12 protein-coding genes, 1 tRNA gene and 2 pseudogenes are annotated in these 12,895 nt (G+C 68.9%); 6 read left to right on the top strand and 9 right to left on the bottom strand.

Annotated elements, in window-relative coordinates; translation table 11 throughout:
- Both AC2W7M_RS09915 and aroA read right to left on the bottom strand, forming a co-directional pair.
- A partial coding sequence (locus AC2W7M_RS09915) for a (d)CMP kinase (protein ID WP_486132043.1) occupies positions 1-222 on the bottom strand: 222 nt, incomplete at its 3' end.
- A pseudogene (gene aroA, locus AC2W7M_RS09920) lies at positions 219-1,587 on the bottom strand (3-phosphoshikimate 1-carboxyvinyltransferase). The pseudogene aroA and the gene AC2W7M_RS09915, both read right to left, overlap by 4 nt.
- 225 nt (positions 1,588-1,812) lie before the next feature.
- On the opposite strand from aroA, the gene AC2W7M_RS09925 reads away from it, so the two are divergent.
- The 4 genes from AC2W7M_RS09925 (at position 1,813) to AC2W7M_RS09940 (ending at position 4,958) form a co-directional block, all read left to right on the top strand.
- Positions 1,813-2,193 carry a TIGR02300 family protein gene (locus AC2W7M_RS09925; RefSeq protein ID WP_486132045.1) on the top strand — a complete coding sequence of 127 codons (381 nt, stop codon included), beginning with the start codon at positions 1,813-1,815 and terminating at the stop codon, positions 2,191-2,193.
- Positions 2,194-2,337: 144 nt separating this feature from the next.
- Positions 2,338-2,413: transfer RNA gene (locus tag AC2W7M_RS09930), tRNA-Ala, on the top strand.
- A 297-nt stretch (positions 2,414-2,710) separates the two neighbouring features.
- The gene (locus AC2W7M_RS09935) at positions 2,711-4,534 is read left to right on the top strand and encodes an amidohydrolase (RefSeq protein WP_486132046.1); all 1,824 of its coding nucleotides are present in this window, start codon (positions 2,711-2,713) and stop codon (positions 4,532-4,534) included.
- Between the two features lie 121 nt (positions 4,535-4,655).
- A complete protein-coding gene (locus AC2W7M_RS09940) occupies positions 4,656-4,958 on the top strand; it encodes a hypothetical protein (protein ID WP_486132062.1) in 303 nt (100 codons plus the stop codon).
- Positions 4,959-4,980: 22 nt separating this feature from the next.
- Here the strand turns inward: AC2W7M_RS09940 and AC2W7M_RS09945 are convergent, their stop codons facing one another.
- The 4 genes from AC2W7M_RS09945 to AC2W7M_RS09960 all read right to left on the bottom strand — a co-directional run bounded on the left by AC2W7M_RS09945 (position 4,981) and on the right by AC2W7M_RS09960 (position 7,254).
- Positions 4,981-5,811: a transglutaminase-like domain-containing protein gene (locus AC2W7M_RS09945; protein ID WP_486132048.1), complete on the bottom strand. Its 831-nt coding sequence runs from the start codon at positions 5,809-5,811 to the stop codon at positions 4,981-4,983.
- Positions 5,812-6,091: 280 nt separating this feature from the next.
- Entirely contained in the window at positions 6,092-6,316 is a 225-nt protein-coding gene (locus AC2W7M_RS09950) for a hypothetical protein (RefSeq protein WP_486132050.1), read from the bottom strand.
- Between the two features lie 184 nt (positions 6,317-6,500).
- Entirely contained in the window at positions 6,501-6,710 is a 210-nt protein-coding gene (locus tag AC2W7M_RS09955) for a cold-shock protein (RefSeq protein ID WP_486132052.1), read from the bottom strand.
- A gap of 337 nt (positions 6,711-7,047) precedes the next feature.
- A complete protein-coding gene (locus AC2W7M_RS09960) occupies positions 7,048-7,254 on the bottom strand; it encodes a hypothetical protein (protein WP_486132054.1) in 207 nt (68 codons plus the stop codon).
- A gap of 137 nt (positions 7,255-7,391) precedes the next feature.
- On the opposite strand from AC2W7M_RS09960, the gene AC2W7M_RS09965 reads away from it, so the two are divergent.
- Complete coding sequence (locus AC2W7M_RS09965) at positions 7,392-7,763, top strand: hypothetical protein (protein ID WP_486132056.1); 372 nt, start codon at positions 7,392-7,394, stop codon at positions 7,761-7,763.
- A 62-nt stretch (positions 7,764-7,825) separates the two neighbouring features.
- Here the strand turns inward: AC2W7M_RS09965 and rpsU are convergent, their stop codons facing one another.
- A complete protein-coding gene (gene rpsU, locus AC2W7M_RS09970) occupies positions 7,826-8,104 on the bottom strand; it encodes a 30S ribosomal protein S21 (protein WP_486132058.1) in 279 nt (92 codons plus the stop codon).
- A 297-nt stretch (positions 8,105-8,401) separates the two neighbouring features.
- Between rpsU and AC2W7M_RS09975 the strand changes: the two genes are divergently transcribed.
- A complete protein-coding gene (locus tag AC2W7M_RS09975) occupies positions 8,402-8,638 on the top strand; it encodes a hypothetical protein (RefSeq protein ID WP_486132060.1) in 237 nt (78 codons plus the stop codon).
- A gap of 67 nt (positions 8,639-8,705) precedes the next feature.
- Here AC2W7M_RS09975 and AC2W7M_RS09980 read toward each other — a convergent pair whose 3' ends face one another.
- Positions 8,706-9,734, bottom strand: a complete 1,029-nt coding sequence (locus tag AC2W7M_RS09980) for an autotransporter outer membrane beta-barrel domain-containing protein (RefSeq protein ID WP_486132064.1) — start codon at positions 9,732-9,734, stop codon at positions 8,706-8,708.
- 752 nt (positions 9,735-10,486) lie between these two features.
- Positions 10,487-12,796 (bottom strand): annotated as a pseudogene (locus tag AC2W7M_RS09985) (autotransporter-associated beta strand repeat-containing protein); the annotation flags it as partial.
- Positions 12,797-12,895 lie beyond the last annotated feature (99 nt).

Raw genomic sequence — 12,895 nt, forward strand, 5'->3', positions numbered from 1 at the left:
GGCCGAGCGCAGCGCCTCACCATCGATGGCCGCAAGGTCGAGGGTGCGCGCCGCCGCCTCCGAGGCGCCCACGTCGTCGAGCCCGCCGAGGGCCAGGCAGCGCGCGGCCACCGCGCGGTAGAGCAGGCCGGTATCGAGATGAGGCAGGTCGTAATGCGCGGCGATGCGCCTCGCGAGCGTGCCCTTGCCGGAGGCGGCGGGCCCGTCGATGGCGACGATCACGCGAGGATCTCCGCGCCGAGCCCGCGCATCATGGGCAGGAAGCTCGGGAAGGACGTGGCGATGAACGACACGTCGTCGACGCTCACGCCTTCCTTGGCGGCCAGGCCCAGCACCAGGAAGGCCATGGCGATGCGGTGGTCCATGTGGGTCTTCAACGGCCCGCCGCCGCGCACGGCCGCGGCGCCGGTGACGACCAGGTCGTCGCCCTCGACCCTGTGGGGGATGCCGCAGGCGGCGAGCCCGTCCGCCACGGCGGCGAGGCGGTCGCTTTCCTTGACGCGCAGTTCGGCGAGGCCACGCATCACGGTCTCGCCCTCGGCGAAGGCGGCGGCGACCGCGAGCACGGGATATTCGTCAATCATGGACGGTGCCCGGTGGGCCGGGACTTCGACACCCTTGAGCCGGGAATGCCGCACCCGGAGATCGGCGACGCTCTCGCCGCCCTCCGAGCGCTCGGCAAGGGTCTCGATGTCGGCGCCCATCTCCTTCAGCGTCGTGATGAGGCCGGTCCGGAACGGGTTCATCATCACATCGGTGAGAATTACCTCGGAGCCGGGCACCAGCAGCGCCGCCACCAGCGGGAAGGCTGCGGAGGAGGGGTCGGCCGGCACGGCCACCGGCGCGCCCGTCAGCTTCGCCCCGCCTTCCAGCATCACGCGCCGGCCGTGCGGGCGTGCGGCTCGACGCTCACATGGGCACCGAAATGCGCCAGCATGCGCTCGGTGTGGTCGCGGGTCGCCTCGCGCTCGATCACCACGGTGTTGCCCGGCGCGCCGATGCCGGCAAGCAGCACCGCCGACTTCACCTGCGCCGACGGCACCGGGGTCTCGTAGGTCAAAGCGGTGGGCGCGACGCTGCCCTTGAGCGTGAGCGGCAGCCGCCCGCCCTCGGCTTCCGCCACCACCGCGACGCCCATCTGGCGCAGCGGATCGAGCACCCGCCGCATGGGCCGGCGCCGCAGGCTCGCATCGCCATCGAAGGTGGCGGTGACGGGCTGGCCCCCCACCGCGCCCATCATCAGGCGCACGCCGGTGCCGGAATTGCCGAAGTCCAGCACCACGTCCGGTTCCGACAGGCCGCGCGGCCGACGCCGGTCACGCGCCAATGGGCATCGCCGAGCCGCTCCACCTCGGCGCCGAGGGCCGCGCAGGCCTTGGCGGTGTTCAGCACGTCCTCGCCTTCCAGCAGGCCGGTGATCTCGGTCACGCCGTCCGCGAACAGGCCGAAGATGAGCGCGCGGTGCGAAACCGACTTGTCGCCGGGCACCCGCACCCGGCCCTTCAGCGGGCCGGACGCCAGCGCGGTCGCGGGAACCGGGGCGCCCTCCGCGCCATGGGCGGCGGGTGCGGGCGAAGCGGTGGACATGGATGGCCTCCCGTGGGGTCCGCGGCCGCGCAGGGGCGGACCTGATGGCATCATGGCAGCATTGGCGGCTCGTCTAACACAGGGGCGAGAGCGTCGTCACGCGGCGCTCTCCGGGCTGCGGCGGCTGCGGGCGCGGGGCCATGTGCTGCGATTGGCCTTGACAGACCTTGTGGCAGGCGCCAATGGAGCACCCTCGTTTTTACAGCCTTACCGAGGAACTTTGCCGTGGCGAAGCCTGAACTCGGCACCAAGCGCACCTGTCCGATTACGGGGCGCAAGTTTTACGACCTGAACAAGGATCCCGTCGTGTCGCCGTTCACGGGGGAATCCTATCCGCGCTCCTATTTCGAGCCCGCCGTCCGCGGCCGGGCCGAGCCGCGCGCGGTCGCGGAGGAGCCCGAGAGCGAGGAGGCCGAGGCCGAGGTCATCAGCCTGGAGGAGGCCGACGAAGAGGCGTCCGCCGGCGCGGCTGCGGCCACCGGGGACGACGTGGACGAAGACATCGAGGCCGGTGACGACGACACCTTCCTCGAAGAAGACGAAGATGATGGGGACGACGTCTCCGATCTGATCGGCGAGGGCCTCGAGGACGACGAAGAGGCTTGATACCGGATGCGGCCTGTGCTTAAAGGCCGCTCTCGCTCGGGGCCGCAACGCCCCGGCAACCCCGCCTCGGGACATCCCGGCGCGATCTCGCCTGAAGGAAACGCTCGTTTCCGATACGGCGCGGCGCGCAGCCCGAGGCCCGGTGGGGCCATAGCTCAGTTGGGAGAGCGCTTGAATGGCATTCAAGAGGTCGGCGGTTCGATTCCGCCTGGCTCCACCAAATTTCTAATCCAGCTCCCGACATCTTAGTGCGAAGCGGCGCGCCGATGGCGCGCATCCGGCCGCTTGGACGTTTGCGGCTGCCCGAATCGCGGGCGAGGCTGTCCAGGGCCGCTGACGTCATCGCGATTGTTAAGCGTCCGCCCGGTCTGCGCCGCTGCAGCTCGCTGGGCTTGAGCAACGAAGTCATGCCTCATTCGCCGAATTCGGCTACCCTAGTGGTAATTAGATGATTTGCGGGTCATCGGCGGGCGTCGTCCGGCCACCCACCGCAATCGCTACCGGGAGGGTAGGGCACATGTGCGTTGCGTGTGAGTGGGCACCCCATTTCGAGGCATTCGGCCGCGCCACCGGCCTGAGCCGCCGGTCGGTGCTCGGTGCCGGCATGGCCATGACCGCCGCCGCCGCGGTTCCTCCCGTCTTCCGCGCGACCGAGGTTCGGGCGCAGGATGCGCGATCGAGCGCGGCCGCCGGCGGACCGGCTGACTTCGTATTCCGCAACGGCTCCGTCTACACCGTCTCCGGCGCCCAGCCCTGGGCCAAGGCCGTGGCGGTGCGCGGCAAGACCATCGTCCATGTGGGCGATGAGGCCGGCGCCATGGCGCTCGCCGGGCCGAAGACGCAGGTGATCGACCTCAAGGGCCGCCTGCTCATGCCGGGCTTCGTCGAAGGGCATACCCATCCTTTGCTCGGCGCGTTCCTCACCTCCGGCATCGATCTCCAGCTGCCGACCCTGAAGGACGCGCTCGCCGCCATCGAGCAGTATGCGAAGGCCAATCCCACAGGACCGATTCGCGGCTTCGGCTGGCGCGTCGACATGTTCCCGCCGGAGGGGCCGACCCGCGCCGACCTCGACCGCATCCTGCCCGACCGGCCGGCCTTCTTCTTCGCCATCGACGGCCACAGTTTGTGGGTGAATTCCAAGGCCCTTGAGATCGCCGGCGTGAACCGCGATACGCCGGATCCGATCCCGCGCTTCAGCTACTACGCGCGCGACGAGAAGGGCGAACCCACCGGCTACGTGCTGGAGGTGAATGCCGTTCTCGCCCTCGTCAACGCGGTCGAGCCGATCACCGCCGCTCACCTCGGCAAGCTGCTGGAGGGCTGGCTGCCCAAGGCCGCCGCCGCCGGAATCACCTCGATCTTCGACGCCGGCGTGCCGCCCATCGGGTCGGACCAGGGCGCCGTCATCAATCTCTATGTGGATGCGGAGAAGCGCGACGTCCTGCCGTTCCGGGTGTCGGCCTCCTATTCGGTGAAGAGCCTGCCGATCGACGACGCGGTCGAGAAGCTCAAGGACGTCCGCAGCCGGGTGGCGAGCGAACTGGTGCATGTGGACATCGTCAAGATCGTCGGCGACGGTTCACAGGGCGGCTACACCGCCTGGCTGATCGAACCCTATGCCGACATGCCCAGCTCGACCGGCGCCTCGCCCTTCACCGAGCAGCAGTGGCACCAGCTCATCGGCGCGGTGGATGCGGCAGGGTTCGACGTGCACGTTCACGCCTGCGGCGAGCGCACCGCGCGGGTGGCGCTCGACGCGATCGAGAAGGCGATCGCGACCAACCCCCGGCGCGACCGGCGCAACGCCATCGCCCATCTCGTCTATGTGGAGGACGTGGACAATCCGCGCTTCGCCAAGCTGAACGTGACGGCCCAGTTCTCCGCCAACTGGTCGTCGGCCGACCCCGACACGATGATCAACATGGCGGCGCGCCTGGGCGAGCCGCGGGCCAGCCGGATGTACCGGACGAAGACCATCCTGCGGCAGGGCGGGCGCGTCTCGTTCGGCACCGACTGGCCGGCCGCGGGCTATTTCTCCACCTACAAGCCGCTCGATTCCATCGAGGTGGGCGTCACCCGCCAGCTCATCGGCAAGCCCGACGCCGCCGTGCTGGCGCCGGCCGACGAGCGGCTGACGGTCGCCGAGGCGATCCATGCCAACACGCTCGGCGCCGCCTACCAGATCCGCATGGACGACAGGATCGGATCGCTGGAGGTGGGCAAGCTCGCCGACCTGATCGTGCTCGACCGCAACATCCTCGAAGGCGACCCGCGCGACATCCACAAGGCGAAGGTCGAGCTGACCATGATGAACGGGAAGATCCGCCACCAGGCGTGACGCGCGTCGCCCGTCTCCAACCGCCGATGCCGCAATGACGTGTCCGCTCCCTTCGGCGCGGACACCCTGATCATGCGCTCATGACCTGGGGGGTTACATGAAACGTGTTCTCGGATTGCTCGTGGTCCTCGCCGCGCTCGGGGGCTTGTCGGCCCAGGCCCAGCCGCTGCCCGAAATCTGCGCCAAGAAGAAATCCTGCTTCATGACGTTCGACGGCCCGGACCGCGGCTTCTGCCAAGCCTATGTCGAGGGCAAATCCTGCTTCATGTCATTCAACGATGCGAACGACCGCGGCTGGTGCCAGCATCTGCGCGAGGGCAAGTCGTGCATGATGGCGCTCGACGGCGACGCGCGCCGCGACTGCGAGGCGGGGCGCGTCCCGCGCGAGCACCGCCGCTGGATGCGGCTGTGCAGCACCCTATAGCCGTTGATCCTCAGGCCGGGGCCTATCCCACCCCAACCGCCCGCGTGGTCGGCGCGTCGTCGGCGACCGGATGGGCGGCCTCGATGCCCACCGACATGCCCTTGAACTCGGCCTCGCCATAGCTGGTGGCGAAGGCCGCGTCCGAGGCGTCGCGACCGACGCCGATCCGCACCAGACCCTGCAGTGCCGCCTGCCGGGTGGGGTCGAACAGATACCAGTCGCCGTCGAGATAGGCCTCGAAGACGGCATGGAAATCGGGCGGCTCCAGCTTCCACGCATAGCCCGAGGCGAAGCGGGCCGGGATGTTGAGCGCGCGGCAGAAGGCGATGCCGAGATGGGCGAAGTCGCGGCACACCCCGGCGCGCAGCACCATGGTGTCGTAGGCCGAGGTCTGCGCATCGCTGGACCCGCGCACATAGTCGACGTTTTCGTAGATCCAGTTGCAGATGGCGGTGACGCGCGAGTGGCCCGGCTCCAGCTCGCCGAATTCGCGCCGCGCGAACCGCCCCAGCAGATCGGACTGGCAGAACCGGCTGGGCAGGAGATAGGGCAGAATGTCGAGCGGCAGGTCGCTCACGGGAACTTCCCGGATGTCCTCCGGCGCCTTGTCGAGCATGTTCACCTCGACCTCGGCTTCATAGGCGACCTTGAACGGCCCGGGCTCGGCGCGCACGCGGAAGAACCGGCTGCCGCCTTCGTCGTCCGAGAACCGGTCGATGGGGTTGGCCGGCTCCAGCGTGAGCTTTTCCGCGACGATGCGCTGGCGCGGCAGGGCGGCCGCCTCCAGGTTGAGGATGAAGACGGTGGGCGCCTTCACGTCGTAGGCGAGCTTCGAATGCATGGTGAAGCGCATGGTTCTCCCCGCGGCCGCGGCGTGTTGCGTCGTTAAGACGCCCAAGCCCGCGCTTTGTTCCCGTGGCCTGTGAGAGAAGGCTTCGGTCCGATCGAAGCGAAGGCCTGGCACCCGCGCACCGCTCAGGAAACGGCCGCCCGTGCGGCCCGACCCGCGCAGAGCCGCCTTGCCGCACCGGCGGCGATGCCGGGTTGATTCTCTCGGGCGTCAGCCGCGAAAGAACCGGATCACGATCCCGATTGAGCGGGGCGGGTTCGCACGGGGACGTGCGGTGCCGGCTTCAGGAGGCGCGGCGGCGCTTCGGCTTGGGCGCGGCGGCCGGCGGCAATTCAGCGGCGGCGGACGCCTCGCGCGCCTCGCGTTCGGCACGCAGCCGGGAGGTCTTTGCGCGCTGGGCCTCGAACTCGTCGCGGTAGCGGTCCATGGCCCGAGAGGTGGATTCCTCAAGCTGGCGCCGGCGATCGGCGGTCGAGAGGTTGGACTGGTGTACGGTGGTCGGTGTCATAAGTTATCCTACCACGAATGTGCAATTGTCGCTAACGCCGAATTTCCAGATCTACTTTCCAGCGGCAACGATTGCCGTGATCAAAAACAAAAAGCTCCACCCTTGCGAGGCGGAGCCTTTCGTCGTCTTCGTTCCAATCTGACGCCGCCGCCAGTACATCCGTGGTCGACGGCTTGAGATCAGGTCACGCAGCCTGGAGGTTGCCCGCCGAGCTCTTGCCGGACTTGTTGTCGCGGACAATGTCGAACTGCAGCTTCTGGCCCTCGGCGAGGCCGGCCATGCCGGCCCGCTCGACTGCGGAGATATGAACGAACACGTCGGCTCCGCCGTTATCGGGCTGAATGAAGCCGAAGCCCTTGGTGGCGTTGAACCACTTCACGGTACCGATGTTCATGACGATTTCCTTTCAATCGCGCATGGGTGCTCAGCCCGACAAGTCGGGTCAAGCGTAGGTTAGATATTGAAGGGAGTTATCGTCGGCGGAACTCTGGAGGCCACAGAAGTGGGCCAGAGATTTATACGCCAGAAATCAGCCGTCAAAATCAGACTTTGTGAAGATAGAAGACAATTGTGTTCGCGGCAAGGCCGATTTTTTCCGGCCCGCGTCATTCGGCTTTGGCCGCGCCGGCAAAACCCGCGCAATGCGTTCCCGCCAGATGATTTCGATTAACAAGGCACGGGATGTCGCAAGGCATGGGATCAGTCACGCGGCTGCTCCCGCAGGCCGCACGCTAGCCGGCAACGCCGATCTCGGCCTCGTGCCGCCGCAGCTCGGATTCACGCGCCACGCGCTCGAAAGTCTCGCGCTCGCCCTTGATCCGATAGCTCGGCTCGCCGCGATCGGGCGGAAGCTCCCGCATGATCCGAAATCGCCCCGCGGGCGAACGAAAGCCAGCGACGAACTCGACCCAGCCGTCGACTTTGAATTTTGCGCTCATGCAATTTTATTACCACACATCTTTCGGCTTGGCGATGAGTTTGGTGCGAACCCGATTTTTCCTCCAGAAACCGCCCAGAACAGCAGGGGTTATGCTAGCGTGATCGCAGCTTCTCCCCGGAAGCCGGAGGACGAGCGATGAAGACCCTGATCCTGCTGGTGTGTGTTCTCTGCGCGAGCGGATCCCATTCGCTCGCCCGCGCCGCGGACATGACGCTCGACTTCACCTGGCTCGGCACCCAATTGTGCTCGCCGATGCCCAAGAGCCCGGAATTCCAGGTGGGGAACGTGCCGGCCGGGACGACGCAGCTGCGCTTCGTGCTCCTGAGCCCCAGCGGCCGCGATCTCGGCGGCGCGGCCTTGCCGCTGCCGGCCAATGGCACCGTTCCGACAGGGGCGGTCGCGTTTCGCTCGCCCTGCGTGGGCGGCATGTATACGTGGGCCGTCGAAGCCATGAGCGCGGACGGCAAGACACTGGCCAACGCGAAGCTCACGCGTCCCTTCTACTGAGCCCGCCGAGGCGGCATCGACGCGGCGGCGCGGCGGGCGTCGAGCCGCGCCCGGCCGGAAGGTCAGCGGCTGGTCGCTCCGGCTGCTCCGGCCGCTCCTGCCGTCGCGGGCCGCTTCATGCGCCGCTTCGGCGCCGCGATCAGGCCTTCCCACTGGGCCTTCTTGCGCGCCGCCTTGCGATGACGGCGCACGGCCTCGTCGTGCTCGCGCACGCGCCGCTCGGACGGCTTCTCGAAGGCGCGGCGCGCCTTCATCTCGCGGAAGATGCCTTCGCGCTGCATGCGCTTCTTGAGGACTTTCAGGGCCTGGTCGATATTGTTGTCTCTCACGAGAACCTGCAAAAGATTTCCAATCTGAAGTCGTCACGAATCCCTGGCCACCATGTGGCCGCTCGCTCGGATAGGCCGGCGCAGCGCCGGCCGCGCGCATGATAGGGAAGATGGCGGCGCAAAGCGAACCCGGCCCTGCGGCCCCTCATCCGTCCTCATCTGCTCGACCTCCAGCCCCTCGCCCGGCCACGGGCACAGGGCCGCCCGGCACCCGCCCCACGAAATGGCCACGTCTCCCTCAAAATGGGGACGCCATCGGCCGCTAGGCAGGCGATGAACGGGGCAGCCACCAGCTTGGAGGATAGACCGATGCAGAACCACGACCTCTCGCCGCTCCAGGTGACGCGCGACGGTTCGGTCATCGTTCTTCGGAGCATGGGCGAGGCGGCGGACTTCCTGCGCTCGCTGCCGGTCGCGCGCCATGCCGGGATGCTGATCGACGTGATGGAGGCCGCGGAAGCGCCCGAACTGAAGCGGCGGGCCTGGCAGGCCTTCGCCACCTTCGCCACCGCCATGCGCATTCCCGTCCGCCAGGCGGTCATCTGACGGCAAGCGGGCCGACCGCACGAAACCTGAAACCCCGCCCGTGCCGGTCGGCCCGGGCGGGGCCTCCTCAGAAGCGCAGCGCGAAGCGGCCGGTGACGGCGTTCTGCGCCGCGCCGGAGGCGATCTGCCCGCTATAGTCCACCGACAGGCTCGCCGCCGGGGAGAGGGCATAGCCGAGGCCGGCGCCCAGCATCAGCGTATCCTCGGCGATCGGCGCGCCGGCCACCTGGAAGGGCAGCGTGCCACCGGCGAACAGCATGGTCGCCGTGGGCGTCGTGTCGCCGAAGGCGTGTTGCCAGCCGACGGTGAGGCTGGGCACCAGCACCCGTCCCGCCACCGCGAACGATGTCGCGGCCCGCACGCCGAGGGTGGTGTAGAGCGTATCCATGGCGGCGATGTCGGCGCGCAGCGGCGCCGTTCCCCCGCTCTCCGCGACGCGCGTGCCGGACAGTCCAAGATAGGCCAAGCCGGCGAAGGGCTCCACGTCCGCGGCGCCCAGCGTCAGGCGCCAGGCCAGTTCGCCAAAGGCCTGGAGGCTGCCGGTGGTGGCGCCGCCCTGGAGCGCCTGCGCGAAGCCGGGGAAGGCGACGGAGCGGTCGATCGCCACGTCGTGCCAGGAATAGGCCAGCGCGCCGCGCGCGGCGAGGGCGCCGAAGCGAGCGCCGGCATAAAGGCCGAGGTCATAATTGTCGATCGTGCCGGAAGACGCGCGGTCGTCCACATCGAAGGTCGAGCGTCCATAGCCGCCAAACAGGCCGGCCCGGGCATGGTCCGAGACCGCCACGTCGGCGCCCATGAGGAAGCCGCCGATGGTGTTGGAGACCGCGGCGGCTTTGCCGTCGGCGAAGATGTTGCCCCAGCCGCCATAGCCCTGCATCCACAGCGTCGGCGCGAGATCCGGCGCGAGGCGCGCCTCGGCCGCGCCTTGGCGTAAGCGAGCGGCGTCGGCGCCGGAGCGGTCACCGATTGCGCGAGGCGGGCCAGCACCGCGTCCCGCACATAGACCGACTGCTGCTGGATCACGGCATTTGCCGAGGCATAGGCCTCGCCCGACAGCGCGGCGAAGGCCAGCGCCACGTCCGGTCCGGCGGGCAATTGGAGCAGCCCGTCATAGACCGGGTTGCCCGGCCCGAGCGCCTGGGCGGCGCGGGCGGTGCCGGACGTGTTGGCGGTGGGCGCGAAGGTGGAGAAGGCCGTGCCGTTATAGGTCAGCGTCAGATAGACGTTCCGCGCGTCATAGCTGAGGTTGGGGTCGAGGAAGGCATAGTTGGCGCTCACCCCGCCGTCGAGGCCGCCGAACTGCCCGCTTACCTGGTCGGTGGTGGTGATGATGGCGTAGGCGGTGCCGGGCGTGAACACGCCGGGGACCGCCAGCACCTCCACCCGCGCGCCGGTGGAGAGCGTGACCGCGCCGGTGGCGGAGATGAGGTCGTGCTGCCCGTCCGGCGTCACGTCGACGCGGTAGGTCGCGCCGTCCTGGAACGCCACCGGGCCGTTCACGAAGAGCGTGCCCGGCGAGAATCCGGGCGCCGCGGTGCCCCCGCTGCCGACCGTGAGGGCGCCGATGGTGCCGCCGCCGGCGATGAGCCCGCCGTCCGCCACGACGAAGCCGGCGGAGGCCAGCGCAGCATTCTGGAGCAGGATGCTGGCGTCCTCCACCGTGACCGTGCCGCTGTAGCTGCCGGTAGAGGACAGCAGCGCGGCGCCGCCGCCGCGGAAGGCGGTCGTGCCCGTGCCCGAAAGCGCGCCTGCCACGGCATAGGTGCCGGACCGGTCGAAGATCAGGGCCGCATCGTTCTGGATCGCGCCGGCGAGCGCGCCGGTGGTGCCGCCGTCGCCGATCTGGAGCGTGCCCGCCGAGATGGTGGTGAGGCCGGAAAACGTGTTCGCGCCGGTGAGGACGAGCGTGCCGGCGCCCTGCTTCACCAGCCCGCCGTCGCCGGAGATGACGCCCGCGAAGGTGCCCTCGGCATTCTGCGTCACGGTGAGCGACCGGGTGCCGAGCACCACCGCGCCGGTGGCGGCGCCGGAGAGGCTCTTGATCGCCGCGCCGGCATCGGTGGCGGAGATGTCGAGCGTGCCGTCCACCGTCACGGCGCTGGATGCGGCGATGGCTCCCGCGCCGGACAGAGCGAGCGTGCCGCCCGCGATGGAGGTCGCGCCGCCGAAGGTGTTCACGCCCGTGAGCGTGAGCGTGCCCGCGCCTGTCTTGCGGAGCGTGCCGGTGCCGGAGATGACGCCGCCGAAGTTCGCGGCATTCGACCGGTTGAACACCAAGGCGGCATTGTTCTCGATGTCGCCGACGATCGATCCCGTGGTGCCGCCATCGCCGATCTGGAGCGTGCCGGCGGAGATGGTGGTGCCGCCGCCGAAGGTGTTCGCGCCGTTGAGGGTGAGCGTCGCCGATCCCTCCTTCACCAGGCGGCCGAGGTCGCTGCTGTCGGAGATGACGCCGGCGAACGTGCCGTCCGCGTCCTGCACCACGGTGAGCGTCTTCACCCACAGGACAACGGAGCCGGTGGAGGCGCCGGACAAGGTGTGGATCGTGGTGCCGGAGGTGGTTGCCGTAATGTCGAACGTGCCGTCCACCGTCACCGAGCGCGAAGCGGCAATGGAGCCGTCGGCCATCAGCGAGAGCTTGCCGGCTTCGATGGTGGTGTCGCCGGTATAGGTGTTCACGCCCTGGAGCGAGAGCCAGTCGTCGCCCTGCTTGATGAGCCCGCCGCTGCCAGAGATGACGCCGCCGAAATTGCCGTACGCGTCCTGCACCACCGTCAGGTCCTTCCCGCCCAGCTCGATGGCGCCGAAGATCGAGCCCGCGAGCGTGTGGATGGTGGCGCCGGAGGTGGTGCCGGAGATGTCCAGCGTGCCGAACACCGAGACGCTGCTCGACGAGGCGATGGAGCCGTCCCCCACCAAAGCGAGGGTTCCGCTGGAGATGGTGGTCGCGCCGGAATAGGTGTTGATGCCGGAGAGGCTGAGCTTTTCGCTGCCGAGCTTGGACAGCCCCCCGGTGCCGGAGATCACGCCGGCGAAGTCGCCCTCGGCATTCTGCGTCACCGTCAGGGTGTTGGCGCCGAGCGTGATGGCGCCGGTCGCGGCGCCGGACAGGGATTTGATGGAGACGCCGGCGGCCTTCGCCGAAATGTCGAACGTGCCGTCCACCGTCAGCGCGCTGGAGGCGGCGATGGCGCCGGCTCCGGTCAGGGCGAGCGTGCCGGCCTCGATCACCGTCGCGCCGGTATAGGTGGTGGCGGCGGACAGCGTGAGCGTGCCCTCGCTTTGCTTGGTGAGGCCGCCGACGCCTTGCAGCGCCTGGGTGATGCCGACGCTGTGGCCGTTGGTGTCGATGAAGGCGCCGCCGGCCTTGATGTCGATCTCGCTGGCGGAGAAGCCGTTGAACATATTGTCGTTTTCGTTGGCGGCACGCAGGATGCCGCCGTCGAAGTTCACCTGGGCGGTGCCCACGTCGGCGTCGGCGAACAGGGCACCGGTCGCAAGCACGCCGCGCGCGCCCGCGGTGCCGTTGAGATTCAGGGTGCCGGACCCTGTGGTGTCGGTTCCGAAACCGAGGCCGAGCGCCGAGACCTCCGCGCCATCGGCAATGGTGAGCGCGCCGGTGCCGTTGAGGCCGACGAGGACAAGGCTATCCACCTGCCAGCTTGAGCCGGCGCCCGTCACAGTCACCGAGCCGTCGGCACCGGCATCGCTGCCGAGAATGGAATAGCCGCTGGTGACCTTGCCGCCGTCCTCGATGGTCAGCGTGCCCTTGCTGGTGTCTTTGAAGCCGATGATGAAAAAGTTGCCGTCGCCGATTTCCCAGGATGAGCCCGTCCCGGTGACGGTCACGGTTCCGACCGAACCTGCGGATAGCCCGATGGCGGCGCTGTCGCTTTTGGCCATGCCGCCATCCGCGATGGTCAGAGTGCCTGTGCCGCTCCCCCCCACGCCGAGGGTGGATGCGGACACGTCCAGCAGCGAGCCGTCGCCCGTGACATTGACCGTGCCGTTCGCGCCGGCCTGGCTGCCGATGCGGACGAGGCCGCTGTTGACCGTGCCGCCGTCCACGACGTTCAGCGTGCCGCTGCCGGTATCACCGACGGTCAATTCGCCGCCGACGGTCCATGGAGAGGGAACGGCGAGGCTCGGCACGGTCACGACGTCGCCGTTGTCGATGATGACGTCGGCCGCGCGGGGCCGCCCGCCCGCCCGGCAGGAGCAAAAGCGGCGCCGGCGACCGAAGCCAGGAGCATCGCG

This window comes from Xanthobacter sp. BG11Y11_SDJG (assembly GCF_057364445.1).

Bases quoted from the DNA above. Each gene is read 5' to 3' on its own strand.
- AC2W7M_RS09935 (WP_486132046.1), top strand. From the start codon at position 2,711: ATGTGCGTTGCGTGTGAGTGGGCACCCCATTTCGAGGCATTCGGCCGC.
- AC2W7M_RS09945 (WP_486132048.1), bottom strand. From the start codon at position 5,811: ATGCGCTTCACCATGCATTCGAAGCTCGCCTACGACGTGAAGGCGCCC.
- AC2W7M_RS09950 (WP_486132050.1), bottom strand. From the start codon at position 6,316: ATGACACCGACCACCGTACACCAGTCCAACCTCTCGACCGCCGATCGC.
- AC2W7M_RS09955 (WP_486132052.1), bottom strand. From the start codon at position 6,710: ATGAACATCGGTACCGTGAAGTGGTTCAACGCCACCAAGGGCTTCGGC.
- AC2W7M_RS09960 (WP_486132054.1), bottom strand. From the start codon at position 7,254: ATGAGCGCAAAATTCAAAGTCGACGGCTGGGTCGAGTTCGTCGCTGGC.
- AC2W7M_RS09965 (WP_486132056.1), top strand. From the start codon at position 7,392: ATGAAGACCCTGATCCTGCTGGTGTGTGTTCTCTGCGCGAGCGGATCC.
- AC2W7M_RS09975 (WP_486132060.1), top strand. From the start codon at position 8,402: ATGCAGAACCACGACCTCTCGCCGCTCCAGGTGACGCGCGACGGTTCG.